The following is a 26,297-nucleotide window of genomic DNA, read 5'->3' on the forward strand; positions in this document are numbered from 1 at the left end:
CTGTGTGTTCACCCGTGGGGACGGGGTTGGGTCACGACTCCGTCAGGTCGCGGAGCCGCGTCATCGGGGCCGCCGCAGCGGCGGGAGGAACGGCAGGTGGGCGCCGGTACCGGTGGCCGCCGCGAGCGCGAGCAGACACCCTGCCGTTCCGGTGGCGAGGTCCATGGAAAGCCGCATCATCTGATGCCCGGGGAAGGCCAGTTGACCCTCGTACGCCATCGCGTACCAGCCGAGTGCGGCGATCTGCTCGGCCAGGTGACGGTCCGTCGCGCCCGGCTGAGTGGTGCGGCCGAGGTACAGGATCATCCCGGCGCGGCCCTGGAAGAGGCCGGGCTGAGCGTAGAACCGGGAGGTGGCGGCGGTGAGGATGCCGGAACGCGCCTTGTCGAACTCGGCGTCGGCGGCGTGCGCGAGACAGTCGTCCAGGACCATGCCGAGGCCCGCGCTGCCGTCACCGAGATAGGGCAGCGTCCGCCAGCCCTCGTCGACCTCCAGGCCGCCGCCGCTCTTCTGGACGACGCAGCAGTCCAGATCCCGGCGCAGCGCCACCCCGGCCGCTTCCAGCAGCCCGGCGTCGCCGGTCCACTCGTACTGCCGCAGCAGGAACAGCGCAGGTCCGCTCGCACCCCGCAGCAGCCCGGCCCGCCGCCTCGGCTTGTCGGGCAGCGGCTCGGCAAGGCGTCGTACGACGATCTCCGCGGCCTCGGCGGCGCGCTCGCGCAGCTCCGACTCGCCCGTCGTGCTTGCCAGTCGGCCGAGGACCAGGCCGAGGCCGGCCAGGCCGCCGTGCAGGGTGGAGGAGAGGTTCTGCCACTTCTCGGCCAGGATGCCCTCGACCAGATCGAGGGCCCGCTGCCGGTGGCCGAGCCGGTCCAGGACGTACGCGACGCCCGCGAGTCCGTCGTACAGGCCGAGCGGTGTGCCGGGCGGTGGCGGGGCCGTACGGTCGAGGAGCCAGCGTTCGCCCTCCTCGTACCGCTCGGCGCCGGTCTCGGCCAGCGCGTACAGCACACCGGCCGCGCCGTGGGCGAGCCCGAGTCCGCCGCCGTCGGAGAACTGGGCGATGTCGCCCGGGAAGAGCCGGTCGTCGCGCTCCGGGGTGGCCGAGGCGAGGATCGCCTTGACCATCGAGTCACGGCTGTGCGGCCAGTCGCCGGGCCGCACCAGCGCCGGGGCGCCCACAACGCCGCCGCGCGTGATCTCCGCGACCGCCTCGTCCAGGAACTCCCGCGGCACGTCCGGGAATTGCTGAGCGATCACCTCCGCCAGGTGCGCCGCCTTGCCCCGGTCGACGACGAACAGGGTGGTCACGGGCAGGAACAACGCGAGCCGTAAGCACGCCAGCGCATAGCGGTCGACATCGGTGCCCCTCCGGTCGGGCGGGGCGAAGAAGCCGGGGTGTGCGACGACCTGACGGCCGTTCTCCTCGACCGGCGCCGCCGCCTCGAAGTCGAGCAGGAACACCGACTCCTCGTCCGGCGCGACCATGATGTTGAAGACGTGCAGGTCGTTGAAGACGATCCCGCGGGCGTGCACCGCCTCCACCGCACGCTGCACCGCCCCGTGGATGCGCACCGCCCACGCCGTGTAGCGGGCGACGGCCTCCGGATCCGGGTCCGGGGTGAGCAGCGGATGCCGTTCGGCGAAGAAGGAGTTGAGGGGGCGCCCCTCCAGGAAGTCCATCACCAGGAACCGGTGGTCGCCCAGCGTGAACCAGTCCCGCACCTCGGGCACCACCCCGGTGCCCGCCACCTGCTCCAGGGCCTGCTTCTCGCGCTCCAGCCGGGCGATCGCGTCCGCGCCGTCGGAGGCGAGGCCCGCGTGCGGGCGCCCCTCCTTGAGGACCACCTTGCGCCCGTCACGGGTGTCGGTGCCGGCGTACACCCCGCCGCCGTTGGAGAAGTGCAGCGCCTTCTCGATGCGATACGGCAACTCGCCCACCGTCGTGGTGTTGCGGGCCGCCAGGTGCGGCTCCAGGAACGCCGGCAGCGTCACCCACTCGGGCACCTGGAAGGACGGCGCCCGCCGGTCCGGCACCAGCCTGCCGGCGCCGTCCCGCACCGCCGGCACGAGCGAGCCCCGCTCGTCGACGACGAAGGTGCGCGCGAAAGCGCCGTAGCGGACGTAGAGCGGCCCGTCGTGCCAGCGCAGATCGGTGAGGATGTACGGCCCCTCGAAACCCTCCAGCAGCCGGCCCAGCTCGCGCAGCACCCGGTGGAGCTGCTCCTCGTCGGCCGGGTAGACGGTGACGAACTTGCCGCTGGTGTCGCGGGCCGCGTACTTGGTGTTGCGCAGGTGCAGCAGATGCGGTCCCGGCACGAACTTGAACGGGATCCGGCGCGGCACGCAGTAGTCCCACACGATCGCCGCGATGCGCTCCGCGTTCGCCCGGGTGGCCGAGGCGTGGATCTTCCAGCCCTGTGCCGGGCCGGGCAGCGCGCTGCCGTCCGCGCCCAGCGGCGTCAGCGTCAGCCAGTCGCCGATCCGCGCCGCGTCCCAGCCCTCCGGCACCTCACGACGCGCGGTCTCGAACAGCGGTGCCGGCTGCTGTCCGGCACCGGCGAGCCGGTCCGGCGTCTCGTAGAAGTGTCTGTCGGCGAGTGCGTACACCTCGTACCGCTTGTCCATGGATTCCCCTCCGTGGCCCGGCACCGACATTTCCAGCCGTCCCAGGGCCCGGGACAGTCACGCCTGTCACGAGATCACCGTGCGATACGCATGCGTTAAGACATGTTCGGCGCGTTTCGAGTGGACACGCCCGACGACCTCTACGGAATGCTCACAGGGGCTGCGCAGGCGTCCCATACGCGCTGTAATTGCGGACGTGGTCAGTGAGGGCGCCGAGGCACGCAGAACGAGAACTCTGCGCGCCGAAGGTGCCCTGAAAGCGCTCACGTCCGGTCCTGCACCCGAGCGGGTGCGCCGGGTCCTGGAGCAGGCGCTGGTCTTCGCCGGGGCGGCGTTCGCCGGTGTGTACACGCCGGAGGAGAACGGCGACCTGCTGTGCCTGGTGGAGTCGGCGGGCGTTCCTAGGACGCTGTTCGGGCTGCGCGACAGCTATCCGCGCTCCGGCAGCTCCCCGGTGGCCGACAGCCACCGCTCGGGGAGCCCGGTGTGGCTCGGGCCCGAGGAACTCGCGGGGAACACCGAGGGACGGCGGACGCCGCCGCGCGACTTCCACCTGGCGGTGCTGCCCGCCCGTGGGGACCACGGCGGCTGTCTGCTGGCCGTCAGCGAGCGGCCCGACGGCTTCGACACCGAGGACCGCAAGTGCCTGGAGCTGATCGCCGACGCCGTCGGCTGTCCCGCCCCCGTCCGAGCGGCCGAGGGCGCGGAGCTGCCCGCCAACGCGTTCAGCCTCGCCATGGACAGCGGCCGGGTCGAGGTCGGCGACGACATCCTGGGCCTGTTCGCCGTCACCCGCGCCGAGTTCGACGGCAGGGTCGAGACCCTGCTGGGCCTGACGGTGCCGGAGGACCTGCCCTCGCTGATGTCCGTGGTCGAGGCCGACCACATGTCCCTGGGCGACCGCGAGCTGGAGTTCCGGGTCCTGCAGCCCTCCGGCCCGCCCAAGTGGCTGCGGCTGCGCGGGCGTCTGCTGCCCGGCGGCGAGGGCCGGCCCGCGATGCTCGTCGGCACGGTCGCCGACGCCTCGAAGCTGCGCTCCGAGGTCACCGACGTGGCCCGCGTGCAGCGCCTCGCCGCCATGCTCGCGACCGCCGGCACCGTGCGCGACGTCAGTCAGGCCGTCGTCTCCGCCCTGCGCAAGCCGCTGCAGGCCGACCGGATCGCGCTCGCCGAGCTGGAGGGCGACCGGCTCGTCGTCACGGTCCTCGACCCGGCCGATCCGGAGTCCTGGCCCGAGCTGTGGCGCAGCGAGTGGCGCACCGAGTGGCCCGACGCGCCCGTGCGCGCCATGCCCACCCTGGCTGCCGCCCTGCGCGAGGGCCGCGCCCGCATCTGGCCCGCCGGCACCCCCTTGGAACCCGCCCTCGCCGACGTCGGCCCCGGCGGACTCGCCGTGCTGCCGCTGCCCGCCGGCAACCGCATGGCCGGCGCCTGTCTGATCGGCTGGGACACCCCGCACGACTTCGGCCCCGACGAGCGCGCCCTGCTCACCGCCTCCGCGGGCCTCGCGGGCCAGGCCCTGATGCGGGCCCACGCCTTCGACGCCGAACACGAACTCGTCGGCATGCTCCAGCGCCAGCTGCTGCCGCGCCGCCTGCCCAAGCTGCCCGGCGCGGTCGCCGTCGCCCGCTACCTGCCCACCACGGCGGGCCTGGAACTCGGCGGCGACTGGTACGACGTGATCCCGCTGCCCGACAACCACGTCGCCCTGGTCATCGGCGACGTCCAGGGCCACAACGCGAGCGCCGCCACCCTCATGGGCCAGATGCGCACCGCGCTGCGCGCCTACGCCGTCGAGGGTCATCCGCCGGACGTGGTCGTCTCCCACGCCAACCGGCTCCTGACGGACATGGAGACCGACCTCTTCGCCACCTGCTGCTATGTCGACGTCGACATGGAGGAGGGCTCCGCCTGGTACGTGCGCGCAGGCCATCTGCCGCCGGTGCTGCGTCACCCGGACGGCAGCACCGAGGTGCCCGAGTCCGACGGCGGGCCGCCGCTCGGCGTGGTCGCCCAGGCCGACTTCCCGATGAGCGTGCTGCGGCTGCAGCCCGGCACGGTCCTCGCGCTCACCACGGACGGCCTCGTCGAGTCCGCGGAGGCCGACATCGACGACGGCATGGAGCGGCTGGCCCGGGAACTGTCCGGCTCCGACCCCGGCCACCTCGACCTGGTCGCCGACGCCCTCCTAGGCAACGCCCGGCGCAGCGACGACGTCGCCCTGCTCCTGCTGCGCTACGACGGCATGGCGCTGCGTCCGCTGCGCGAGAGCTGGACGGTCTGGCGCGTCCCCGAGGCCGTCGGCCACACGCGCCGCTTCACCCGCCGCACCCTCCGCGCCTGGGGCGTCACCCGCGACGACATGGACGCCGTACTCCTGGTCGTCTCCGAACTCGTCACCAACGCCCTGGTGCACACCGACGGCCAGGTCCGCCTCGACCTCACTCTGCTCGACAACCGGCTGCGCGTGTCGGTCGCCGACGCCTCGCCGCGCACCCCGGTGAAGCCGACGAGCATCGGCTGGGAGGCCACCGGCGGCCGCGGCATCCTCCTCGTGGAAGCGATGTCCGAGGCGTGGGGGACCGTGCCGGCCAGCGGCGGCAAACAGGTGTGGGCGGAGCTTGTGCTCAGTTCGTGACGTTGGCGGTGATCAGGCGGAGCAGCTGTTCGGCCAGGGCGTCCTGCTCGGGGGCAGGCCCATGGCTTCGCCGATGGCGAGGGGCACTCGGGCCGCCCTTTCCCGCAACTGAGCACCGGCCTCGGTGAGGCGCAGGGCGACCGACCGCTCGTCCTCGACGCGGCGTTCGCGGCGCAGCAGCCCGTTCGCCTCTCATGACCGGCACCACCGCACCCCGCCCCGTCCTCGAACCCGCCGCCCAGGCCTTCGCCGAGGCCACCGCCAACCCGCCCCACCTGTTCGACCTCGGCCCGGCCGAAGGCCGCAAGGCCGTCGACGAGGTGCAGTCCGGCGACATCGGGAAGCCCGCCGTCGACGGGGAGTGGATCGCCGTGCCCGGCGGCCCCACCGGCCGGGTCCGCGCCCGCATCGTCCGCCCCGGCGGAGCCACCGGCCCGCTCCCGGTGATCGTTCACGGCGCGGGCTGGGTGTTCGGCAACGCCCACACCCACGACCGGCTGGCGCGCGAACTCGCCGTCGGCACCGGCGCCGCGGTCGTCTTCCGCGAGTACGACCTCTCGCCCGAGGCCCGCTGTGCGGTCGCCGTCGAGCAGAACTGCGCGGTGGCGAAATGGGTCGTCGAGCAGGGCGCCGCCAAGGGCCTGGACGGCACCCGCGTCGCGGTGGCCGGCGACTCCGTCGGCGGCGACATGACCGCCGCCCTCACCCTGATGGCCAAGCAGCGCGGTGACGTTCCGCCGGCGGCGCAGGTGCTGTTCCACCCGGTGACCGACGCCGGCTTCGACACGCCGTCCTCCCACCAGTTCGCCGAGGGCTACTTCCTGCGCCGGGACGCCATGCAGTGGTTCTGGGACCAGTGCACGACGGACGAGGCGGAGCGCGCCCAGATCACCGCGTCCCCGCTGCGGGCCTCCACCGAGCAGCTCACCGGTCTGCCGCCCGCCCGCGTCATCACCGGCGAGGCCGACGTCCTGCGCGACGAGGGCGAGGCGTACGCGAACAAGCTGCGCGAGGCGGGTGTCCCGGTCACCGCGGTGCGATACCAGGGCATCATCCACGACTTCGTGATGCTCGACGCCCTGCGGGAGACCCATGCCGCTGAGGCCGCCATCAGCCAGGCGATCAGCACCCTCCGCGGGGCGCTGGGCACCGCCTGAGAGGTGAACCGGGGGCCGCGCGCCGCAGGTTCCCGCACCCGCAGCCCGGACACGGCGTTTGACCGGACCGCCGAAGGGGACCCGGCCGACGGGCACTGAAGCAGAAGGAAGATGAAGCGCCGTGACACCGCACACCACTGACAAGCCTTTGATCCGTCGACCGGAGACCGGTTGGGCGCGGGCCCGGCGGCTGCGGGGCAAGGGCGTCGTGCGCACCTGCGTCCCGGCGGTTCTCGAGCAGGGCGACACCCGAACGGACCAGCCCGGCCCGGAAGGCACCATCGTGCGAGGCGAGGACTGACCGGCCCCTCGATGCGGACGAGCTGATTGGTCGTGATCCCTGGCGAAGGGATCGCGACTATGGTGAGGCAGATGAAGGCTCTCGTGCTGTCCGGCGGCGCCGGTACCCGACTGAGGCCGATCACCCACACGTCGGCCAAGCAGCTCGTCCCCGTGGCCAACAAGCCCGTCCTCTTCTACGGGCTGGAATCCATTGCCGCGGCCGGCATCACCGAGGTCGGCGTCATCGTCGGAGACACCGCGGAAGAAATCCAGGAAGCGGTCGGCGACGGATCCAAGTTCGGCCTGGAGATCACCTACATTCCCCAGGAGCGGCCCCTCGGGCTGGCTCACGCGGTACTGATCGCACGGGACTGGCTCGGCGAGGACGACTTCGTGATGTACCTGGGCGACAACTTCATCGTCGGGGGCATCAGCGACCTCGTCGACGCGTTCCGCACCCACCGCCCCGACGCCCAGATCCTGCTCACCCAGGTGGCCGACCCGCGCGCCTTCGGCGTCGCCGAACTCGACTCCTCCGGCCAGGTCGTGGGCCTGGAGGAGAAACCGGAGAACCCCAAGAGCGACCTCGCCCTGGTGGGCGTCTACCTGTTCACGCCCCTGATCCACGAGGCGGTCCGCGCCATCCGGCCGTCCTGGCGCGGCGAACTGGAGATCACCCACGCCATCCAGCACCTGATCGACAGCCGCGCCGACGTGCGCTGCACCGTCATCAAGGGCTACTGGAAGGACACCGGGAACGTCGTCGACATGCTGGAGGTCAACCGGACGGTCCTGGAGGTGCTCGACCGCAGGATCGACGGCGAGGTGGACGAGGGCTCCGAGACGATCGGGCGCGTGGTCGTGGAGGAGGGTGCGCGCGTCGTGAACTCGCGCATCGTCGGCCCGGTCGTGATCGGCGCCGGTACGGTGGTCGAGGACTCCTACGTCGGCCCCTTCACCTCCGTCGCCGAGAACTGCCGGATCACCGACAGCGAGGTGGAGTTCTCCATCGTGCTGCGCGACTCCTCGATCCTCGGAGTGGGCCGGATCGAGAACTCACTCATCGGCCGGCACGTGGAGGTGACACCGGCCCCCAGTGTGCCCAGCGCCCACCGCCTGGTCCTCGGAGACCACAGCAAGGTGCAGATCCGTACATGAACCCTCGGCTCGCTCAGCCAGCAGGCCGCCACCGAGGGGCGTCGGGCCACCACCGCTCTCCAGCGGCCGCGTCCTGGCGCGGCGACGCTTGTACCCCGTATCCCGAGGATCATGCCACCGCCCCCAGCAGCGCCTACGTCCGCACAAGCCCGTCGGCGGGCGGGCCGTGGCCGAGGAGCCTCCCACATCGAGCGCAATCGAGCGAACCGCTTGGCTCCATGGCGTCCACGGGCGTAGTTTCGTCCGCACGATGATCGACCTGGAGTCCCGCCACGACACCCTCGACGTCGTCGACGACCAGCGCGGGCAGCCCACGTGGAGCGCGGACGTCGGCGCACGTCCCGCCGACCCCGGCCCGCCCCCGGGCCGGGGCGCGAGCGGTGTCCGCCATGTCGCCGGCCGCGGCGAGGTCTCCTGGTACGAGCCGGCCCGACAGGTCTTCGCCGGTCTCGGCGCGGACCCCGAACGCGTGCGGCCGACGGGCGGCGGGGCCTTCCCGCGGCCCGCGCCCCGCCCCGCGTACGGTGCCCTCGCCCACGGTCGTCGGCAGGAGCCGGGTCCGCCGCCGCGCGGCCGGCGATCCGCCCTGCCCGAAGCATTCGCCCTGATCCGCAAGGAGTCCCCTTCGTGAAACGCCATGAATTCCTGCGGGGTCTGCACAAGGCCACCGCGAACCGCAACTACCTGGAGATCGGAGTCAACGACGGCCGCAGTCTCACGCTGTCCCGCGTCCCCAGCATCGCGGTCGACCCCGCGTTCAAGGTGGTCACGGAGATCCGCTGCGACGTCCACCTGGTGAAGGCCACCAGCGACGACTTCTTCGCCCGGGAGAACCCCCTCGGCCACCTCAAGGGCGGCCGCCACCCCGTGCGCAACCTGCGCCGGGGCCGCAGCCCGCTCGGCTACTGGCGTCGCACCACGCTCGACCTGGCGTTCATCGACGGCATGCACCTGTTCGAGTACGCGCTGCGGGACTTCATCAACATCGAGAAGCACGCGGACTGGTCGAGCGTGATCGTCTTCGACGACATGCTGCCGCGCAGCATCGACGAGGCCGCCCGCGACCGGCACACCAACGCCTGGACCGGCGACGTCTACAAGATCATCGAGATCCTGAACCGTTACCGGCCCGACCTCGTGACCGTACTCGTCGACACCCAGCCCACCGGCCAGCTGATCGTCTTCGGCGCCGACCACAAGAACACCGTGCTGAAGGACAAGTACGACGAGATCATCGCCGAGTTCCAGGTGCCCGACCCGCAGAAGGTGCCCGAGGCGGTCCTGGAGCGGGTGAAGGCGGTCACGCCCGAGACCCTGCTGGAGGCCGACTTCTGGCGCCCCCTGACCCGCGCGCGCAACCGCGGCCTCAGCCGCGCCCGCGGCTGGCAGCCGCTGCGCTCGGCCCTGGAGAGCCTGGCGGTCAGCCGCTGAACGGGCGGCCGCGCAACTCCTCGTAACGGGAGACGCAGGCGTCGTACGACGGCAGAAGCCCGCTCCGCCGGGCCTCTGCCAGCGACGGCGCCTGCGCGTCCTTCGGGGACAGCACCGGAGGGATCCCCTCGGGCCAGGCGATGCCCAGATCCGGGTCCAGGGGGTGCACGCCGTGCTCACGACCCGGCGCGTAGCCCGTCGAACACAGGTAGACCACGGTGGCGTCGTCGGTCAGCGCCATGAAGGCGTGCCCGAGGCCCTCCGCGAGGAACAGGGCGTGCCGGGTGTCCTCGTCGAGGCGCACCGCCTCCCACTCGGCGAAGGTGGGCGAGCCGACGCGCAGGTCGACCACCACGTCCAGGATCGCGCCGCGCACGCAGGTGACGTACTTGGCCTGCCCGGGCGGCACATCCGCGAAGTGCACCCCGCGCAGCACACCCCAGCGGGAGACCGAGCAGTTGGCCTGCGCGAGCGGGAGGTCGTAGCCGGTGGCCTCGCGGAACTCCTCGCCGCGGTACCACTCGTGGAAGCTGCCCCGCTCATCGGGGAAGATCTTCGGCTCCAGCGCCCACGCGCCCGCTATGCCCAGTGATCGCACGCTTTCACACCTTTCCTGCCTTGGCTGCCCGGGATGCCGTGCGCCGTCTGAGGACCGCGGCGAGCGCCCGCCGCGCCCTGCGGGCCAGCCGCCGTACGACCGAGGGCCTGGGCGTCCGCACCACCTTGATCGAGTTCGCGTCCGCGCGCAGGGCGAGCGGCAGCGGGAGGAAGCGCGGCTCGGCGGCGTCGGGGGCCGCGCACAGGGCGGTCCGCCAGGTTGCGCCGCTGAGGTCGGCGACGGTCGGAGCGGCCTCCAGCAGGGCCCCGTCCGCAGCCGGGGACAATGTGCCGGGCACGTCCATCGATCGGTCGGATGAGGTCAGCCGCAGCAGCACGGCCGTCTCGGCCGGGACGTGCAGCGGCAGGGGCGCGCGCAGCCGGCCCCCCGAGACGCTCACGGCGTCCGGGGCGAGCCGGCCGAGGCCGAGGCGCTGGTTGGCCCGGTCGACGTCCAGGGAGAGGTTGCCGTGCTGGTCGGTCCAGTACGGCAGGACCACCCGCCCGGCCGCGACCGCAGCCGACGTGGCGGCACGGGCCTTGTGCGGGCCCGGACCCACGCGGGCCGTCTTGCTCCAGCCGCCCAGCCTGACGCGGGCGTAGGTGTCCCACAGCCCGGCGCGCAGCGGCGCGCCGTCCATCGCGTCCGCCGGGTCGACGGTGGCCGTCGCCCGCAGCACCAGCCGCACCTGCCCGCTGTCCTCGACCGGCACGATCTCCCGGGTGACCTCGATCGGCTGGAAGTACTGGGCGGCGCTGGAGCGTTCGCGCACCAGGAGGTCCGCGGCGGCCTGTCCGAACCGGGCGACGGTGTCGGCGCCCACCCAGGCGATCGCCTCGTCCAGGTCCTTGGGCGGGCCGTCCAGCGGGGTGCGGACCCCGCCTCCGGGGAACGTCAGCGGCGTACCGCCCGCCGTGAGCTCGGCGGCGAAGTCGAGGCGCAGCCTGCCGTCCTGCCACTCGACGGTCCCGGGCCGGGCGGAGAGGCCGAGGCCGGTCTCCCACTCGGCGAAGGCCACCACGTCGTCGTACCGGTCGGCGGCGACGAGCGCGGCCACGACCTGCTGCGTCGGCTGCAGTCCGGCGGCGACACCGGGGCCGAAGCGCTCGACGACGACCTGGTGGATCTCCTCGAACTGCTTGCGCCGGTAGTCGTCCGGCTTGACGAGGAACCGCTTGCCGCGCAGCCGCTCCACCATCTCCACGCGCAGCCAGCGGCGGTGCAGGCTGTCACGCACCTCGCCCGGCTCGGTGTACCGGTCGACGATGTCCAGCGCTTCCCGCAGGTTCTTGAAGTACCCGACGGGGTCGAACTGTTGGAAGCCCGCGTTGGAGGAGTCGTCGCGCCGGATGTGGTAGTAGCAGACGTAGTCGCCGATGACCGACACATTGGCCGCGCGCAGATACGCCTCCGTCACGAAGACATGGTCCTCCAGGCGCCGTCTGCCCTCGGGGAAGCGCAGGCCGATCTCGTCCAGGAAGGCCCGGCGGAACATCTTGTGCGGGGTGAGGCTGTCGATGAGCGGGGCGTCCCGCACACTGGCCCGCGGCCGGTTGCGGCGGAACAGCTCCACGGGCACCCCGCGGCCCTGGCCGGCCATCTTGCCGACGACGACGTCGGCGCCGTTGGCCACGCCGTAGTCGTACATCCGCTCCAGGGCCTCGTCGCCGAGGCGGTCGTCGTTGTCGACGAACATGACGTACTCGCCCTGGGAGGCTGCGATGCCAACATTGCGGGGCTTGCCCGACCAGCCGGAGTTCTCCTGGTGGATGACCCGGACCCGCGGCTCCTCGGCGGCAAGCGCATCGAGCCGGGCCGGGGTCCGGTCGGTGGAGCCGTCGTCGACGAAGATCACTTCGTACTCGTCGGGTGGCAGTGACTGCTTCAGCAACGAGGTGATGCAGTCCTCGATGTAGGGCCCCGGGTTGTAGACCGGGACGATGACGCTGACCTTGACCGGCATCGGGCTTCCGAGCCCCCTCGGGTCGCTCGCCGAAAGTGTGAGTACGGGTGGCCAGATGCTATCTCCGCCGGGCGCTCGGTCCCACTCCGGGGCCGCCTCGAGATCATTTCCGCGGGCCGGATGAGCCGTGCGTCGTGGCCGGCAGCTCCCGGACCCGTGGGCCTCGGTGCGCGGCTGGACGTCGAGACCGGTGCCGTGGAGGGCACCCCGGTGGCGCTTGGTGTCGGTGATGTCGCCGGTGTGACCGGCCAGTTCGGTGACGAGACCCGGACCAGCACCATCGGCAGGCCGCGGGCGCGGAAGGCGTCGGCGAGTTCGACCGTACGGGTGACGGCCTCGGTGCCGGTGTGCGGCTGGACGGGCGCGGCGGCGACACCGGCCCGGAGGTCGATCACCACGAGGGCGGTGCCGCGGTCGAGGGTGGTGACGGCCCTGGATCAGGCCTTTCGGTGCCGTACGAGGGTGTCGAGCGAGCGGCCGGGGAGGGCGGACGCGGGAGCAGCGTCGATCCGGCGAGCCGCCGAGGACGCGCAGCTCGACGGACGGGTCGGGCACCCGCGGCTTTCGCACCGGGAAACCCGCCGCAGCCACGGCCGGCAGCCACCCCGATCGAGCCGCAGGCCGGTCAGGAAGCATCAGTGAGGCACACCCCGAGCGACGCACCGGGCGGACCGCTCACGCCGTGGCACCGCGGTGCCCTCTCTAGGCTGACCGCGTGCGCCTGCTGCTGACGACCGACACCCACCTCCCCAAACGCGCCAAGGAGCTGCCCGAGCCGCTCCTGGCCGAACTCCCGCGCGCCGACGTCGTGTTCCATGCCGGGGACTGGGTCGACACAGCCACCCTCGACCTGCTGGAGGCCCGCTGCCGCAGAGTCGTCGGCGTGTACGGCAACAACGACGGACCGGCGCTGCGCGCCCGGCTGCCCGAAGTGGCGTACGCCGAGCTCGACGGAGTGCGCTTCGCAGTCGTGCACGAGACGGGCCCGGCACAGGGCCGGGAGGCGCGCTGTGCCGCCCGGTTCCCCGACTGCGACGTGCTGGTCTTCGGGCACAGCCACATCCCCTGGGACACGACCGCCCCCGGCGGCCTGCGCCTGCTCAACCCCGGCTCCCCGACCGACCGGCGCCGCCAGCCCTACTGCACGTACATGACCGCCACGGTGGCCGACGGCCTCCTCACGGATGTGCAGCTGCACCGCCTGCCTCCGAAGTAGCACCGGTTTCGGGCCGGCAGGGCGGAGCTCGCCCCGCACCGTCCTGTTCGTCATGTGCACCGGTACTTCCTGGTGCTGCTCGACGTCGCCATCGTCAACGTCGCGCCGCCCCGCATCGGTTTTGTACGGGGCTTCGACGCCGTCGCCCTCGGAGCCGCGGGCCTCTACGCGGCCGCCGCGGCGCTCGCCCTGATCGTGCTGCCGGGCGCCCTGCTTCCGGGCGGCGAGAGGTGAGGTGGGCGGGCACAAGGTCCGGGCCGCTCCATGCGGCTGCGAGCGGCCCGGGCGCTGCGAGTGTGCGCTGTCACGGACCTCCTTCCCGCAGAGGCGCTGTGTCGCGGGGGCGTGCATGCCCCATCGAGCGCCGCCTACCCCTCAGACGGCCTCCCACACCCCGAAATTCGGTGGACGTCCGGCCGTCGCCCCGCTGAGATGGACGGCGTGCTGATCGACGCAACTCTGGTACGCCGTCTGCTCGTTGCCCAGTTCCCGCAATGGGCCGACCTGCCGGTCACCCCGGTGCCGCAGTCCGGCATGGACAACGCCACCTTCCGGCTCGGCGACGAGCTGTCCGTACGTCTGCCGCGCTACGCACACTGGGTCGGCCAGGTGGAGCGCGAGCACCGCTGGCTGCCCCGCCTCGCCCCGTACCTCCCGCTGGCCGTCTCCGAGCCCCTCGCGAGGGGTGAACCCGGCGAGGGCTACCCCTACCCATGGTCCGTCTACCGGTGGCTGGACGGCGAGACGGCGGCCACCGACGCCCTGACCGACCCGGTCGGCACCGCCCTCGACCTCGCCGAATTCATCACCGCCCTGCAGGCGGCCGACCCCACCGGCGGCCCCGGCCCCGAGCAGAGCAACGCCTTCCGGGGTGTGCCGCTGGGCGACGAGCGTGACTCCGTGGCCGCGGAGGCCCGTGTGCGGCCCAAGCTGGCGGCGCTGAAGAAGGCGGGCCTCGTCGATGTCGACGCGGTGACGGAGGTGTGGGAGGCGGCCCTCGCCGCACCCGCCTGGGAGAAGCCGCCGGTGTGGATCCACGGCGACCTCGACGCGGCCAACCTCCTGACGCGCAACGGCCGGCTGAGCGCCGTCATCGACTTCGGCACGCTGGCCGTGGCCGACCCCGCCGTGGACCTGGTGCCCGCCTGGAAGTTCCTGCCCGCGCGGGCACGGGACGTGTTCCGCGAGGCGGTCGGCGCCGACGACGCGACCTGGGCCCGGGGCCGCGGCTGGGCCCTCGCGGGATCCCTCCCGGTACCCGACGACCCCTTCTTCCGCGACCACCCGGCCCGGGTCACGGCAGCGCTGAAGCACCTGGAGGCGATCCTCGCGGACCACCGGAACAACGCCGGCTGAGAGGGATCAACCCCGCCGCCACCGCCGTACCCGTGTGAACACGACCGCCGCCACAACGGCCGCCGCGACAGCCACCGCCGCCCGCTTGGCCACCGGCACCCCGGCCGCACGGAACAGGTCGAGAGGCGCCGTCTCCTCCGGCGGCTCCGCCACCGCGACGGCAGGCTCGGGCTCGACGATCCGCTCCGACAGGCACTGGGCGAACTGGCCGACGAGCCGGTCGCCCACGTCCGCCATCACCCCGCGCCCGAACTGCGCCGGACGCCCGGTCACCGTCAGATCGGTCCGCACCGACACCGCCGTACCACCGTCGCGCTCGCTCAGGGTGCCGGTCACCGTGGCGCGTGCGGTGCCCTGGCCGCGGGTCTCCCGGCCGCCAGCGATCAGCACCATGCGGTGCGCCGTCTCGTCCTGCTCCTCGAAGACGGCCGTTCCCTTGTACGTCACGGTGATCGGGCCCACCTTGACCTTCACCGAGCCGGTGACGGTCTTCCCGTCGTACTCCTCGACCATCGCCCCGGGCATGCACGGGGCGATCCGCTCGATGTCGAGGAGCGTCTGCCAGGCCTCGTCGACCGGGACCGGCACGGTGAACTCGTGGTGCAGCTCCATGACTTCCTCCAACGGGCGTTACGTCGACGGATGGATGGCCCCCGCGGTGGCGGCCAGCGGGGCGCCGCTGCCGCCCCAGCGCAGCGCGACGATCTCGGCGGCGACGGACACGGCGACCTCCTCCGGTGTGCGGGCGCCGAGGTCGAGGCCGACGGGGGAGCGCAGCCGGGACAGTTCGCCCTCGGTGAGCCCGGCGTCGAGCAGGCGTTTCATGCGGTCGTCGTGGGTGCGGCGGCTGCCCATCGCCCCGATGTAGGCGGCGGGCCGGCGCAGCGCCTCCTCCAGCAGCGGCACGTCGAACTTGGGGTCGTGGGTGAGGACGCAGATCACCGTGCGTTCGTCGGTGTCGGTGCCCCGCAGATAGCGGTGCGGCCAGTCGACGACCACCTCGACGGCGTCCGGGAAGCGTTTGGGGGTGGCGAACACCGGGCGGGCGTCGCACACGGTGACCCGGTAGCCGAGGAAGCTGCCGATGCGCGCGACCGCGGCCGCGTAGTCGATGGCGCCGAAGACCAGCATGCGCGGCGGCGGCGCGAAGGAGTGCAGGAAGACGGTCACCGCGTCCTCGCGGCGCTCGCCGTGCGGGCCGTAGTGGCGCAACCCGGTCGCGCCCAGGGCGAGTTCGCCGCGCGCGTCGGCGGTGACGGCCACGTCCAGACCGGCCGTGCCCAGCGTCCCGGACACCTCGTCCGGCCAGACGGCGAGGGTGGCCCCGATCTGGGCGGGCCCCTCTGTCACCGTCGCCAGGGTCACCGGTCGACCCTCGGCCACGGACTCCGCGACCGCGGCGAACCCCGGATCGGTCTCGTGCGTGACGGGCCGGACCAGCAGCGTGATCTCGCCGCCGCAGGTGAGCCCGACCGCGAACGCGTCCTCGTCGCTGTAGCCGAAGGTCTCCAGGCGTGCCTCACCGCTCTCCACGACCTCCTGGGCGAGCTCGAACACCGCGCCCTCCACGCAGCCCCCGGACACGCTGCCCACGACCTCGTCGCCGGGCCCCACGGCCATGGCCGCACCGGGATCACGCGGCGCGCTGCGGCTCACGGCGACCACGGTCGCAAGGCCGAACGGGACCCGGGCCGCATACCAGTCGCTCAGCGTCGGAAGAATCTCACGCACGATCCGCTCCTTCCACGGGCGCCGGGCCGGTCCCGCGCACCGCCGCCGCCAGTTGCTCCAGCGCGGCCAGGCTGTGCCCCTCGAGGAAAGCGTCCACGCTCGGCAGCGCCGCCGCCATCCCGGCGGCCAGAGGTGCGTAGCCGGGGCGAGCCTTGCGCGGATTGGCCCAGATCACCCGGTGTGCCAGCCGGTGCAGACGGCGCATCTGGGCGCCTAGCAGCTCCGGATCGCCACGCTCCCAGCCGTCGGACAGGATCACCACGACCGCCCCGCGCGCCATGCCCCGCTGCCCCCAGCGGTCCAGGAACTCGCGCAGCAGCTCCCCGAGCCGGGTGCCGCCGTGCCAGTCCGGCAGGGCGGACGCGAGCGCGGCCATCGCCAGGTCCGGGTCGCGGTGCGACAGTTCGCGGGTGACCCGGGTCAGCCGGGTGCCGATGGTGAACACCTCCGCACGGCTCCCACGGACGGCCGCATGCGCGAGGCGCAGCAGCGCGTCGGCGTACGGCGCCATCGAACCGCTGACGTCCACGAGCAGGACCACCCGCCGCGGCCGGTCCGCCCGGGTGTGCCGCCGCAGCCGGGCCGGTTCCCCGCCGCGCCGCAGCAACTCCCGCACCGTCCGGTGCGGATCGACCGCCCCGCGCCGTGCCGGCCGCCGCCGCGCGGTCCGCCGCATCTCGCCGCGCGGGGCGAACGCGGCCAGCAACCGGCGCAGTTGCTCACGCTCGGCGGAGTCCAGCCCGGCGATGTCACGGTGACGCAGGACCTCCGAGGAGCTGGCGAGCGCTGCGGCGGGCGGCGCCGGCTGCTCCTCTTCGCGGGCGACCGTACGGGGCAGTGGACCCTCCCGTGCGACCGGCCGCAGCCGGGGCGGGGGAGGGACGGCCACCGTCGGCCCGGCGGGCGCGGCGCCGCCGAAGCAGGCGGCGAACACGCGCTCGTAGCGCTCCAGGTCGTCTCGCCCGCCGCACAGCGTCAGCCGCCCGGCCCAGTACACGTCGGCCCGCATCCCGGCCCGCAGCTCGTCCACCGCGCGCAGAAAGGCGTACAGACGCTCGGCGCTCGCATCGACCCCGGCCGCGCGCAGGGCACGGGCGAAGCCGAGCAGGGCGGCGTCGGCACGGGCGCCCGCGGCGGGTCCGGCGAGTGGATCAAACGGGCCGCCGGGCGACGGGCCCCGGTGGGCACTTCCGCCGTCCCGCCCCAGGGCATCGGCGCCTCGGTCCCGCATTTCAGCGGCGCGGGGGCGCCCACCCGCACGCCGGTCCCGTGGCCTGTGTCCGTCGGTCGGTTCCTGTCCTCCGCTCTCCGCCCACCCCACACCGCCGCCCACTCCGCTCACGTCCTCCGCGCCGCGAGGACCGCCGCCAGATCGAGCCCGCGCGCCCGTTCCACGTCCTCCCGGTACTTCAGCACGGAGCCCAGTGTCGCCACGGCCAGCTCCGCGTCCGCCTCGCTCGCGCCCAGCGCGTCCAGGGCCTGGGCCCAGTCGATCGTCTCGGCGACACCCGGCGGCTTCAGCAGGTCCTGCGACCGCAGCGCCTGCACCAGCGCGGTCACCTGCTCCGCCAGCCGAGCCGAGACGGCAGGCAACCGCCGCCGTACGATGGCCAGTTCACGGGCGAAGCCCGGATGGTCGAACCAGTGGTACAGGCAGCGGCGCTTCAGTGCGTCGTGCACCTCACGGGTGCGGTTGGAGGTCAGGACGACCACAGGCGGCGTCTCGGCGCGCAGGGTGCCCAGCTCCGGGATCGTGACCGAGAACTCCGACAGCAGCTCCAGCAGGAACGCCTCGAACTCGTCGTCGGCCCGGTCGATCTCGTCCACCAGCAGCACTGACGGCTGCGTCTCCAGCGCCTTGAGCAGCGGCCGGGCGACCAGGAAGCGACGGTCGTACAGCTCGCCCTCCAGACGGCCGGCGTCCCTGAGACCGGCCGCCTCGGCGGCCCGCAGGTGCAGCAGCTGACGGGGGAAGTCCCAGTCGTACAGCGCCTGCGAGGCATCGATGCCCTCGTGGCACTGCAACCGGATCAGCGGTGCGTCCAGCGCCTCGGCCAGGGCGGCCGCGAGCGCCGTCTTGCCGACGCCCGCGTCGCCCTCGCAGAAGATCGGCCGGTGCAGCCGCAGGGCCAGGAAGCAGGCGGTCGCCAGCCCGTCGTCGACGAGGTACCCCGTCTCCTCCAGGCGGGCGCGCACCTGCTCCGGGCCGTCGATGTCCCCGGCCGGGCCGAGCCGGTCCGCGATCGGGTCCTGCTGGTGCGTGATCGGTCCTCACCCCATTCCGGCTGCGGCCAGCACCGCCCGCCTGGTGAGCACCCGCGCCAGGTGCTCGCGGTACTCGGGCGAGGCCGAGATGTCCCGCGAGGGCCGGGTCCCCTCGGCTGCGGACCCGGCGGCCCGGGCCACGGCCTCGGCGTCACCGGCCCCGGACAGGGCGTCCTCGGTCGCCGAGGCGCGCAGCGGCGTCGAGCCCATGTGAGTCAGGCCGATCCGTGCCTCGGCGATGTGCCCGTCGTCGCGCCGCACCAGCGCGGCCACGCCGACCGTCGCCCAGGACTGCGCCACCTGGTGGAACTTCTCGTAGTGGAAGCCCCAGCCGTCCGCCTTCGGCACCCGCACCTCCACCAGGAGCTCGTCGGGTTCGAGCGCCGACTGAAGATAGTCGACGAAGAATTCACTCGCGGGCAGTGTGCGCCGCCCTCGCGGTCCCTGCGCCACGAGTTCGGCGTCGAGCGCCAGCACCACCGCGGGCAGATCGCCGGCCGGGTCGGCGTGCGCGAGGGAGCCGCCGAGGGTGCCCCGGTGGCGTACGGCGGGATCCGCGACGGTCGCCGTGGCCGAGGCCAGCAGGCCCGCGTGCCGGCGGACCAGCGGATCGTGGATGACGTCGTGGTGCGTGGTCATCGCGCCGATGACGAGCGTCTCGCCGTCCTCGCGCACCCCGCGCAGTTCGGGGATGCGGCCGACGTCCACGACCAGCTCAGGGAAGGCCAGCCGCAGCCTCAGCAGCGGAAGCAGGCTCTGCCCGCCGGCCAGCACCTTCGCCTCCTCGCCGACCTCGGCGAGCGTGCGCACCGCCTCGTCGACGCTGGCCGGCCGGGCGTAGTCGAATGCCGGAGGAATCATGGCCGGGCCTCCCTCAGCGCGCGCCAGACCCGCTCGGGTGTGCAGGGCATACGGATGTCCGTCACGCCAAGGGGGCGCAGCGCGTCCACGATCGCGTTGACGACGGCGGGCGTGGACGCGATCGTGCCCGCCTCGCCGACTCCCTTGACTCCCAAGGGGTTCGAGGTGGCCGGTGTCTCCGTCCGCTCGGTCACGAAGTCGGGCAGGTCGGGGGCCGCAGGCACGAGGTAGTCGGCCATGGTGCCGGAGACCAGGTTGCCCTGGTCGTCGTAGACGGCCTCCTCGTACAGGGCCTGCGCGATGCCCTGCGCGATTCCGCCGTGCACCTGCCCCTCGACGATCAGCGGGTTGACGACCCTGCCGACGTCGTCGACGCAGACATAGGAGCGGATGTGCGTCCGCCCGGTCTCGGTGTCGACGTCGACCGCGCACAGGTGGGTGCCGTGCGGATAGGAGAAGTTGTCCGGGTCGAGCAGGTGCTCGGCGTTGATGCTGGGCTCCATGCCGTCGGGCAGGTCGTGCGAGGAGAAGGTCTCGAAGGCGACCTCCTGGATGGTCTTGCGGGCGTCCGGGGAGCCCTTCACGGAGAACACGCCGTTCGTGAACTCCAGGTCGTTCTCGGCGGCTTCGAGCAGGTGGGCGGCCACTTTCCGGGCCTTGTCCACCACCTTCTCCGCGGCGTGGTGCACGGCCGTCCCGCCCACGACCAGCGAGCGCGAGCCGTAGGTGTCCATCCCCTGCGGCACCAGCCTCGTGTCGCCGTGCACCACTTCGACGTCCTCGAACGGCACGCCCAGCACATCGGCGGCGATCTGGCTCCAGCAGGTGGCGTGGCCCTGCCCGTGCGGGCTCGTGCCGGTGACCACCTCGACCTTGCCGGTGGGCAGCATGCGGATGCTCGCCGCCTCCCAGCCGCCCGCCGCGTACCTGAGATCGCGCAGCACCCGGCTGGGGGCGAGCCCGCACATCTCGGTGTAGGTCGACACGCCGATGCCGAGCCGGACGGGGTCGCCCCGGTGGTTGCGGTCGGCCTGCTCGGCGCGCAGCTTGTCGTAGTCGAACAGGGCGAGGGCCTTCTCGGTCGCGGCCTCGTAGTTGCCGCTGTCGTACGTCAGACCCGCGATGGACGTGTACGGGAACTCCTCGTGCCGGATCCAGTTCCGGCGCCGCAACTCCATGGGATCCAGGCCGAGTTCGGCCGCCAGGTCGTCCATGATCCGCTCGATGGCGAACGTCGCCTCGGGGCGTCCGGCGCCACGATAGGCATCGGTCGGCGTCCTGGTCGTGAACACGCCGGTGCAGGTGAAGTCGTAGGAGTCCATCTTGTAGATGCCCGGGTACATGAACGCGCCGAGGAGCGGCGTCCCCGGCGTGATGATCATGAGGTAGGCGCCCATGTCCGCCAGCAGGTCGACCTTCAGGCCGAGCAGCCTGCCCTCCCGGGTCGCGGCGATCTCGACGTCCTGGATCTGGCCGCGGCCGTGGTGGGTGGCGAGGTAGTTCTCGGAGCGGGACTCGGTCCACTTGACGGGCCGGCCGGTCTTCCGCGCCACCGCGAGCGCGATGGCCTCCTCGCCGTACACCTGGAGCTTGGAGCCGAAACCGCCGCCCACGTCGGGGGCGACCACCCGCAGTTTGTGCTCGGGGATGCCGGTGACCAGCGCCATCATGACGCGGACGATGTGCGGGATCTGTGTCGAGGAGTAGAGGGTGTACTCGCCGGACGCGGCGAGCGGGGTGACGACGACCGCGCGCGGCTCCATCGCGTTGGGGATGAGCCGCTGCTGGTGGTAGCGGCGCTTCAGGGTCACATCGGCGCGCTGCCGGACGGAGTCGAAGTCCTCGCCCGTCTTCAGCGGCCAGACGTAGCACCGGTTGGTGCCCTTGTCGGAGTGGACCAGCGGGGAGTCCTCGGCGAGCGCCGCCTCCAGGTCGAGGACCGGGGGCAGCGGTTCGTAGTCGACCTCGATCGCCTCCAGGGCGTCGGCGGCCGCATAGCGGTCACGGGCCACCACGACCGCCACCGGGTCGCCCGCGTACCGCACCTCGTCGACGGCGACCGCGGGGTGGTCGGGCAGCACGATGTCCTCGGTCACGGGCCAGGCGCAGGGCATCGACCCCAGGCCTTCGGCGAGATCGCTGCCGCTGAATGCCGCGATCACACCGGGGCGTTCCAGGGCCGGTGAGACGTCGATGCGCTCGATGCGGGCGTGCGCCATCGGGCTGCGCAGGATCGCCAGATGGAGCAGTCCGTTGACGCTGATGTTGTCGGTCCAATTGGTCTGCCCGGTGATCAGGCGGGCGTCCTCCTTGCGGGGCCGGGCGCGCCCGACCTCGCCTTCCACGGCCTGGTCGGTCATGCCGGGACCTCCTGTTCGGAGGCGGCCTGTACGGCCCGCACGATGTTCTGGTAGCCGGTGCAACGGCAGAGATTGCCCTCGAGGGCGTGCCGGATCTCGTCCGAGGTGGGGTGCGGGTGCTCGCGCAGCAGATCGCGTGCTGCCATCAGCATCCCCGGGGTGCAGTAGCCGCACTGCAGGGCGTGCTTCTCGTGGAAGGCGCGCTGCAGGGCGGACAGCTCCCCGTCCCGGGCCAGCCCCTCGACCGTCGTCACCTCACCTCCGTCCGCCTGGACGGCGAGCACGGAGCAGCTCTTGACGCTGACGCCGTCGAGCTCCACCGTGCAGGCCCCGCAGTTCGAGGTGTCGCAGCCGACGGGGGTGCCGGTCAGACCGAGGCGGTCGCGCAGGTAGTGGACCAGAAGGAGACGGGGTTCCACGTCGTCCTCGTACGTCGTGCCGTCCACCTTCACCGAGATGTGGGTCATGTGCCCTCCCAGGATCACGGGACGTGATGCACGTCACTCTATGACCGCTTCCTGGAGGGGGCGAGGGCAGCGGAGCCATTGGTTGAGCGTTAATCCGTTGCCGCCGTGACGCCGGTACTGCTGCACTTCGTGTGTTGTGTCCCCGCACCGTTCAGGAGAAGCAATGCGCGCACCGTTCATGTCCGCCCAGGAAGGAATGACCCACTCTTCGAAGGACATGACGCTTCGTGCACTTGCTCAACCTCGGCATCCTCGCGCACGTCGACGCAGGTAAGACCAGCCTGACCGAGCGGCTGCTGCACTCGGTCGGCGTGATCGACGAGCCCGGCCGTGTCGACGACGGGAACACCCGCACCGACACCCTCGCGCTGGAGCGGCAGCGCGGCATCACCATCAAGTCCGCCGTCGTCTCGTTCGCGATCGACGACGTGACGGTCAACCTCATCGACACCCCCGGACACCCGGACTTCATCGCCGAGGTGGAGCGGGTGCTCGGAGTGCTCGACGGCGCCGTGCTCGTCGTCTCGGCCGTCGAGGGCGTCCAGCCGCAGACCCGCATCCTGATGCGGACGCTGCAGCGGCTGCGCATCCCCACCCTCCTGTTCGTCAACAAGATCGACCGCCGCGGGGCGCGGTACGACGGCCTACTGCGGGAGATCTGCGAGCGGCTCACACCGGCGATCGTGCCGATGGGGACCGTCGGCGGGCTCGGGACGCGCGATGCCCGCTTCGTGCCGGGGCTCGCTGAGGCGGCCCTCGACGTCCTGGCGAACCATGACGACCAGCTGCTCGCCACCTATGTAGAGGGCAGTGCTATGTCACATGCCACCCTCCGCGCCGCCCTCGCCACGCAGAGCCGCCAGGCCCTTGTCCACCCCGTCCACTTCGGCTCAGCCATCACCGGCGCAGGCGTGAACGATCTGGTCACCAGCATCAAGGAGCTCCTGCCACCGGCCGACGGCGACCCCGAGGGACCGGTCTCGGGCACCGTCTTCAAGGTCGAGCGGGGCCCGGCGGGGGAGAAGGTGGCATACGCCCGCATGTTCTCCGGCACCCTGCGCACCCGCGACCGGATCCCCTTCGGCGAGGCCGGCACGGAGGGCAGGGTCACCGCGATCAGCGTCTTCGACCACGGCACCGACGTGCGGGCGGACGCCGTCCCCGCCGGACGCATCGCCAGGCTGTGGGGCCTGACCGACATCAGGATCGGCGACGCCCTCGGCGACCCTCGCAAGGCCTACGAGCACTACTTCGCCCCGCCCACGCTGGAGACGGTGGTCGTCCCCGGCCCGGGCGTGGACACCCACAAGCTCCATCTCGCGCTCACCCGGCTCGCCGAACAGGACCCGCTGATCGACCTGCGCCACGACGAGGTCCGCCAGGAGACCTCCGTGTCCCTCTACGGCGAGGTGCAGAAGGAGGTCGTCCAGGCCACGCTCTCCCAGGAGTTCGGGCTCGATGTCACCTTCCGGGAGACCACGGTCATCTGTGTCGAGCGGCCGTCCGGGCGGGGAGCGGCGGTGGAGTTCAACAAGAAGGACCCGAACCCGTTCCTGGCCACCGTCGGCCTGCGCGTCGACCCCGCGCCGGCCGGCGCGGGCGTGCGGTTCCGCCTGGAGGTGGAGCTCGGCGCCATGCCGTACGCCTTCTTCAAGGCCGTCGAGGACACCGTCCGCGAGACCCTCGGGCAGGGCCTGCACGGGTGGCAGGTCACCGACTGCACGGTCACCATGACCCACTCCGGCTACTCGCCCCGGCAGAGCCACGCCCACCAGGGCTTCGACAAGAGCATGTCCAGCACCGGCCACGACTTCCGCGGTCTGACCCCGCTGGTCCTCATCGAGGCGCTGCGCCGGGCGGGCACCCGGGTGTACGAGCCGATGCACCGCTTCCGCCTCGAAGCCCCGGCCGACACCCTCGGCGTCCTGCTGCCGGTGCTGGCCGCCCTGCGCGCCGTGCCGCAGACGACCGGGACGCGGGGCGCCGCCTGCGTCCTGGAGGGAGCGGTCCCGGCCGGCCGGGTGCACGAACTGGAGCAGCGGCTGCCCGGACTCACGCGCGGTGAAGGCGAGTGGGAGAGCGCCTTCGACCACTACGCACCGATCACTTACGGAACGGTTCCGGAACGTCCGCGCACCGACCACAACCCCCTCAACCGCAGGGAGTACCTGTTGAACGTGATGCGTCGCGTGGCGGGTTGAGGTGGCTGAGAAGCAACGCCCCTGAAAATCCTGAAACTTACTCAAGAGTCAGAAGTATTGACGGTGTCCGGAAATCACCGGACTGTAGTGGACATGCCGAATATCCGGACACGTCTGCTCCTTGTGCTGGTTGTCCTCTTCGGATCACTGACGGTGGCGGGCGTACCGTCCGCCACCGCCGCGACCCTTCCCGACTCCCTCTGGTTCGACGAGTCGCCCCTGACCGTGCAGAACGGCAGATTCGTCGACGGCAACGGCCGCGAGGTCGTGCTGCGCGGCTACAACGTCTCCGGCGAGACCAAGCTGGAGGAGAACAGCGGCCTGCCCTTCGCCTCGGTCGCCGACGCGAAGAAGTCCGCGGCCGCGCTGCGTGCACTCGGCGGCGGCAACTCGGTCCGCTTCCTGCTCTCCTGGGCGCACGCCGAACCCGCCCGCGGCACGGTCGACACCACCTACCTGGCCGCCGCCACCGCGCAGATGCAGGCCTTCCTCGACGCCGGCATCCGCGTCTACCCCGACTTCCACCAGGACCTCTACTCCCGCTACCTCTTCAACTCCGGAAGCTGGTACACCGGCGACGGGGCCCCCAAGTGGGCCGTGGCGCTGGGGGGTTACCCGCAGGAGTCGTGCGGGATCTGCCTCTTCTGGGGCCAGAACATCACCCAGAACCAGGCCGTGACGAAGGCGCAGTACGACTTCTGGCACAACAACCACGGCCTGCAGGACGCCTTCCTCGCCACCGGCCAGAAGACCATGGCCTACGTCGCTCAGCACCTGAGCGAGGCCGAGTTCGCGGGCGTCGTCGGCTTCGACCCGTACAACGAGCCCTTCGCGGGCAGTTACGACTCCGGGCAGAGCAGCCGCAGTTGGGAGCAGAACCTGCTGTGGCCCTTCTACCAGAAGTTCCGGGCCCGGATGGACGCGGCCGGCTGGCAGGACAAGCCCGCCTTCGTCGAACCGAACCTCTTCTGGAACGCCAACATCGACTCCCAGAAGCAGGAGGGCGGGCTGCTGGACGCCGGCACGCTCGGCCCGCGCTATGTCTTCAACACGCACTTCTACGACCAGAAGGCCATCTCCGGCATCTTCATGTGGGGCAACGCGTCCGACGGGCAGTACGCGAAGGACTTCGGCACCGTCCGCGACCGGGCGTCCGCCGCCGGGACGGCCGCCGTGGTCAGCGAGTTCGGCCATCCGCTGTCCGGATCGGTGGCGGGCAAGGCCCCCACGGTCGACAAGGCGATGTACCAGGCCCTCGACTCCCGGTTGCCTGGATCGAGTTGGTGGTCCGACCCGGCCTCCTCCGGCCCGGTCCTCTCCGGCAACCAGTGGCAGTGGGACATCTACTACGGCCGTCACCACGAGCTGATGAACGACAACCCCGACAAGGTCAAGACGTCGGGTGACGCCTGGAACGACGAGGACCTCTCCGCCGTGAAGTCGGACGACTCGGGCGCGGTGACACTCCGTCAGGACGCCCGGCTCCTCGACCGCGTCTACCCGAGTGCCACGGCCGGTACGACGCTCGCCTTCACCTATGAGGACCGCTCACGCGACGGTTCCACGACCCTGACCTGGAACCCGGTGCCGAGCTCACTGCCGAACGTGGCGCAGCTGGTCGGCTCCGGCCAGTACGGGCTGCTGGTGTGGAAGTCGGGCAGCGGCACGGCACCCACCGAACTGCACCTGCCCGCCTCGTTCCCGAACGCGACGACCACCGTCGTCTCCGACCTCGGCACGGTCTACGGCCCGCCGGCGTACACGGCCTCGACCCCGGTCGCGGCGGCTCCCGAACCGGGCGGCACGGGCAGCCGGCGCCTCCTGCTCACCGACGCGGACTCCCGCGTCCTGCACTACGCGCTGGTCACCAACGGCGCCACGGCGCCGCCGGCGAGCCTGCTCAGCGCGGCCAAGGCCGAGCTGGCGGCCTGGGCGGCGGCCCGCTTCTGAGCCGAGGACTCGGGCGGGCCGACAGGCCGACGGCG

General features: G+C 72.3%; 21 protein-coding genes and 1 pseudogene. 10 read left to right on the plus strand and 12 right to left on the minus strand.

Translation table 11 applies throughout. The features are described from left to right. Positions 1-60 precede the first annotated feature (60 nt). A complete protein-coding gene (gene lanKC, locus ACWC1K_RS16960) occupies positions 61-2,628 on the minus strand; it encodes a class III lanthionine synthetase LanKC (protein WP_450832081.1) in 2,568 nt (855 codons plus the stop codon). Between the two features lie 196 nt (positions 2,629-2,824). Here lanKC and ACWC1K_RS16965 point away from each other — a divergent pair, with 196 nt between their 5' ends. Then, complete coding sequence (locus ACWC1K_RS16965; protein WP_450832083.1) at positions 2,825-5,266, plus strand: SpoIIE family protein phosphatase; 2,442 nt, start codon at positions 2,825-2,827, stop codon at positions 5,264-5,266. Here ACWC1K_RS16965 and ACWC1K_RS16970 read toward each other — a convergent pair. Then, a pseudogene (locus tag ACWC1K_RS16970) lies at positions 5,256-5,458 on the minus strand (MarR family winged helix-turn-helix transcriptional regulator); the annotation flags it as partial. The gene ACWC1K_RS16965 and the pseudogene ACWC1K_RS16970 sit on opposite strands and share 11 nt — an antisense overlap. A 2-nt stretch (positions 5,459-5,460) precedes the next feature. Between ACWC1K_RS16970 and ACWC1K_RS16975 the strand changes: the two are divergent. From ACWC1K_RS16975 to ACWC1K_RS16990, 4 genes are all read left to right on the plus strand, one after another. Next, complete coding sequence (locus tag ACWC1K_RS16975; protein ID WP_450832085.1) at positions 5,461-6,423, plus strand: alpha/beta hydrolase; 963 nt, start codon at positions 5,461-5,463, stop codon at positions 6,421-6,423. A gap of 372 nt (positions 6,424-6,795) precedes the next feature. Next, positions 6,796-7,863, plus strand: a complete 1,068-nt coding sequence (locus ACWC1K_RS16980) for a glucose-1-phosphate thymidylyltransferase (protein WP_450832087.1) — start codon at positions 6,796-6,798, stop codon at positions 7,861-7,863. Positions 7,864-8,029: 166 nt separating this feature from the next. Continuing rightward, positions 8,030-8,494, plus strand: a complete 465-nt coding sequence (locus ACWC1K_RS16985; RefSeq protein WP_450832089.1) for a sugar nucleotide-binding protein — start codon at positions 8,030-8,032, stop codon at positions 8,492-8,494. Further along, on the plus strand, positions 8,491-9,294 hold the full coding sequence (locus ACWC1K_RS16990) for a class I SAM-dependent methyltransferase (protein ID WP_450832091.1): 804 nt from the start codon (positions 8,491-8,493) through the stop codon (positions 9,292-9,294). Before ACWC1K_RS16985 ends, ACWC1K_RS16990 begins: the two co-directional genes overlap by 4 nt. On the opposite strand, the gene rfbC is transcribed toward ACWC1K_RS16990, so the two are convergent. Genes rfbC through ACWC1K_RS17005 form a run of 3 tightly spaced genes read right to left on the minus strand, consistent with a single transcriptional unit; the run spans position 9,284 to position 12,253 of the window. Next, a complete protein-coding gene (gene rfbC, locus ACWC1K_RS16995) occupies positions 9,284-9,892 on the minus strand; it encodes a dTDP-4-dehydrorhamnose 3,5-epimerase (protein WP_450832093.1) in 609 nt (202 codons plus the stop codon). The two genes, ACWC1K_RS16990 and rfbC, sit on opposite strands and share 11 nt — an antisense overlap. A 4-nt stretch (positions 9,893-9,896) precedes the next feature. Next, entirely contained in the window at positions 9,897-11,855 is a 1,959-nt protein-coding gene (locus ACWC1K_RS17000; protein WP_450832095.1) for a glycosyltransferase family 2 protein, read from the minus strand. After that, on the minus strand, positions 11,777-12,253 hold the full coding sequence (locus ACWC1K_RS17005; RefSeq protein WP_450832097.1) for a hypothetical protein: 477 nt from the start codon (positions 12,251-12,253) through the stop codon (positions 11,777-11,779). Before ACWC1K_RS17005 ends, ACWC1K_RS17000 begins: the two co-directional genes overlap by 79 nt. 317 nt (positions 12,254-12,570) lie before the next feature. Here ACWC1K_RS17005 and ACWC1K_RS17010 point away from each other — a divergent pair, with 317 nt between their 5' ends. From ACWC1K_RS17010 to ACWC1K_RS17020, 3 genes are all read left to right on the plus strand, one after another. Then, positions 12,571-13,071 (plus strand): metallophosphoesterase family protein, encoded by a 501-nt coding sequence (locus ACWC1K_RS17010; protein WP_450832099.1) that lies wholly within the window; start codon positions 12,571-12,573, stop codon positions 13,069-13,071. A gap of 54 nt (positions 13,072-13,125) precedes the next feature. Continuing rightward, positions 13,126-13,305: a hypothetical protein gene (locus tag ACWC1K_RS17015; RefSeq protein ID WP_450832100.1), complete on the plus strand. Its 180-nt coding sequence runs from the start codon at positions 13,126-13,128 to the stop codon at positions 13,303-13,305. Between the two features lie 198 nt (positions 13,306-13,503). After that, positions 13,504-14,427 carry an aminoglycoside phosphotransferase family protein gene (locus ACWC1K_RS17020; RefSeq protein WP_450832101.1) on the plus strand — a complete coding sequence of 308 codons (924 nt, stop codon included), beginning with the start codon at positions 13,504-13,506 and terminating at the stop codon, positions 14,425-14,427. A gap of 6 nt (positions 14,428-14,433) precedes the next feature. On the opposite strand, the gene ACWC1K_RS17025 is transcribed toward ACWC1K_RS17020, so the two are convergent. The 7 genes from ACWC1K_RS17025 to ACWC1K_RS17055 all read right to left on the minus strand — a co-directional run bounded on the left by ACWC1K_RS17025 (position 14,434) and on the right by ACWC1K_RS17055 (position 22,111). Then, positions 14,434-15,039 (minus strand): SRPBCC family protein, encoded by a 606-nt coding sequence (locus tag ACWC1K_RS17025; protein WP_450832103.1) that lies wholly within the window; start codon positions 15,037-15,039, stop codon positions 14,434-14,436. Between the two features lie 18 nt (positions 15,040-15,057). Then, positions 15,058-16,158, minus strand: coding sequence for an XdhC family protein (locus ACWC1K_RS17030; protein WP_450832105.1), 1,101 nt, complete (start codon positions 16,156-16,158; stop codon positions 15,058-15,060). Beyond that, on the minus strand, positions 16,151-17,389 hold the full coding sequence (locus ACWC1K_RS17035; protein WP_450832107.1) for a vWA domain-containing protein: 1,239 nt from the start codon (positions 17,387-17,389) through the stop codon (positions 16,151-16,153). Before ACWC1K_RS17035 ends, ACWC1K_RS17030 begins: the two co-directional genes overlap by 8 nt. A 107-nt stretch (positions 17,390-17,496) precedes the next feature. After that, complete coding sequence (locus ACWC1K_RS17040; protein ID WP_450832161.1) at positions 17,497-18,423, minus strand: AAA family ATPase; 927 nt, start codon at positions 18,421-18,423, stop codon at positions 17,497-17,499. Positions 18,424-18,429: 6 nt separating this feature from the next. Continuing rightward, complete coding sequence (locus tag ACWC1K_RS17045; RefSeq protein WP_450832109.1) at positions 18,430-19,284, minus strand: FAD binding domain-containing protein; 855 nt, start codon at positions 19,282-19,284, stop codon at positions 18,430-18,432. Beyond that, positions 19,281-21,644, minus strand: a complete 2,364-nt coding sequence (locus ACWC1K_RS17050; protein ID WP_450832111.1) for a xanthine dehydrogenase family protein molybdopterin-binding subunit — start codon at positions 21,642-21,644, stop codon at positions 19,281-19,283. The genes ACWC1K_RS17045 and ACWC1K_RS17050 overlap by 4 nt, the downstream gene beginning before the upstream one ends. Continuing rightward, a complete protein-coding gene (locus ACWC1K_RS17055; protein ID WP_450832112.1) occupies positions 21,641-22,111 on the minus strand; it encodes a (2Fe-2S)-binding protein in 471 nt (156 codons plus the stop codon). The genes ACWC1K_RS17050 and ACWC1K_RS17055 overlap by 4 nt, the downstream gene beginning before the upstream one ends. Before the next feature lie 227 nt (positions 22,112-22,338). On the opposite strand from ACWC1K_RS17055, the gene ACWC1K_RS17060 reads away from it, so the two are divergent. Next, the gene (locus ACWC1K_RS17060; RefSeq protein WP_450832114.1) at positions 22,339-24,312 is read left to right on the plus strand and encodes a GTP-binding protein; all 1,974 of its coding nucleotides are present in this window, start codon (positions 22,339-22,341) and stop codon (positions 24,310-24,312) included. 93 nt (positions 24,313-24,405) lie between these two features. Then, entirely contained in the window at positions 24,406-26,262 is a 1,857-nt protein-coding gene (locus tag ACWC1K_RS17065) for a cellulase family glycosylhydrolase (RefSeq protein WP_450832116.1), read from the plus strand. Positions 26,263-26,297: the final 35 nt, after the last annotated feature.

The sequence above is a fragment of the Streptomyces sp. NPDC001492 genome (assembly GCF_053597275.1).

Excerpts from the sequence above, each read along its gene's own strand:
- lanKC (WP_450832081.1), bottom strand. The coding sequence starts at position 2,628 with ATGGACAAGCGGTACGAGGTGTACGCACTCGCCGACAGACACTTCTAC.
- ACWC1K_RS16975 (WP_450832085.1), top strand. The coding sequence starts at position 5,461 with ATGACCGGCACCACCGCACCCCGCCCCGTCCTCGAACCCGCCGCCCAG.
- ACWC1K_RS16980 (WP_450832087.1), top strand. The coding sequence starts at position 6,796 with ATGAAGGCTCTCGTGCTGTCCGGCGGCGCCGGTACCCGACTGAGGCCG.
- ACWC1K_RS17000 (WP_450832095.1), bottom strand. The coding sequence starts at position 11,855 with ATGCCGGTCAAGGTCAGCGTCATCGTCCCGGTCTACAACCCGGGGCCC.
- ACWC1K_RS17020 (WP_450832101.1), top strand. The coding sequence starts at position 13,504 with ATGGACGGCGTGCTGATCGACGCAACTCTGGTACGCCGTCTGCTCGTT.
- ACWC1K_RS17025 (WP_450832103.1), bottom strand. The coding sequence starts at position 15,039 with ATGGAGCTGCACCACGAGTTCACCGTGCCGGTCCCGGTCGACGAGGCC.
- ACWC1K_RS17035 (WP_450832107.1), bottom strand. The coding sequence starts at position 17,389 with ATGCGGGACCGAGGCGCCGATGCCCTGGGGCGGGACGGCGGAAGTGCC.
- ACWC1K_RS17045 (WP_450832109.1), bottom strand. The coding sequence starts at position 19,284 with ATGATTCCTCCGGCATTCGACTACGCCCGGCCGGCCAGCGTCGACGAG.
- ACWC1K_RS17050 (WP_450832111.1), bottom strand. The coding sequence starts at position 21,644 with ATGACCGACCAGGCCGTGGAAGGCGAGGTCGGGCGCGCCCGGCCCCGC.
- ACWC1K_RS17055 (WP_450832112.1), bottom strand. The coding sequence starts at position 22,111 with ATGACCCACATCTCGGTGAAGGTGGACGGCACGACGTACGAGGACGAC.
- ACWC1K_RS17065 (WP_450832116.1), top strand. The coding sequence starts at position 24,406 with ATGCCGAATATCCGGACACGTCTGCTCCTTGTGCTGGTTGTCCTCTTC.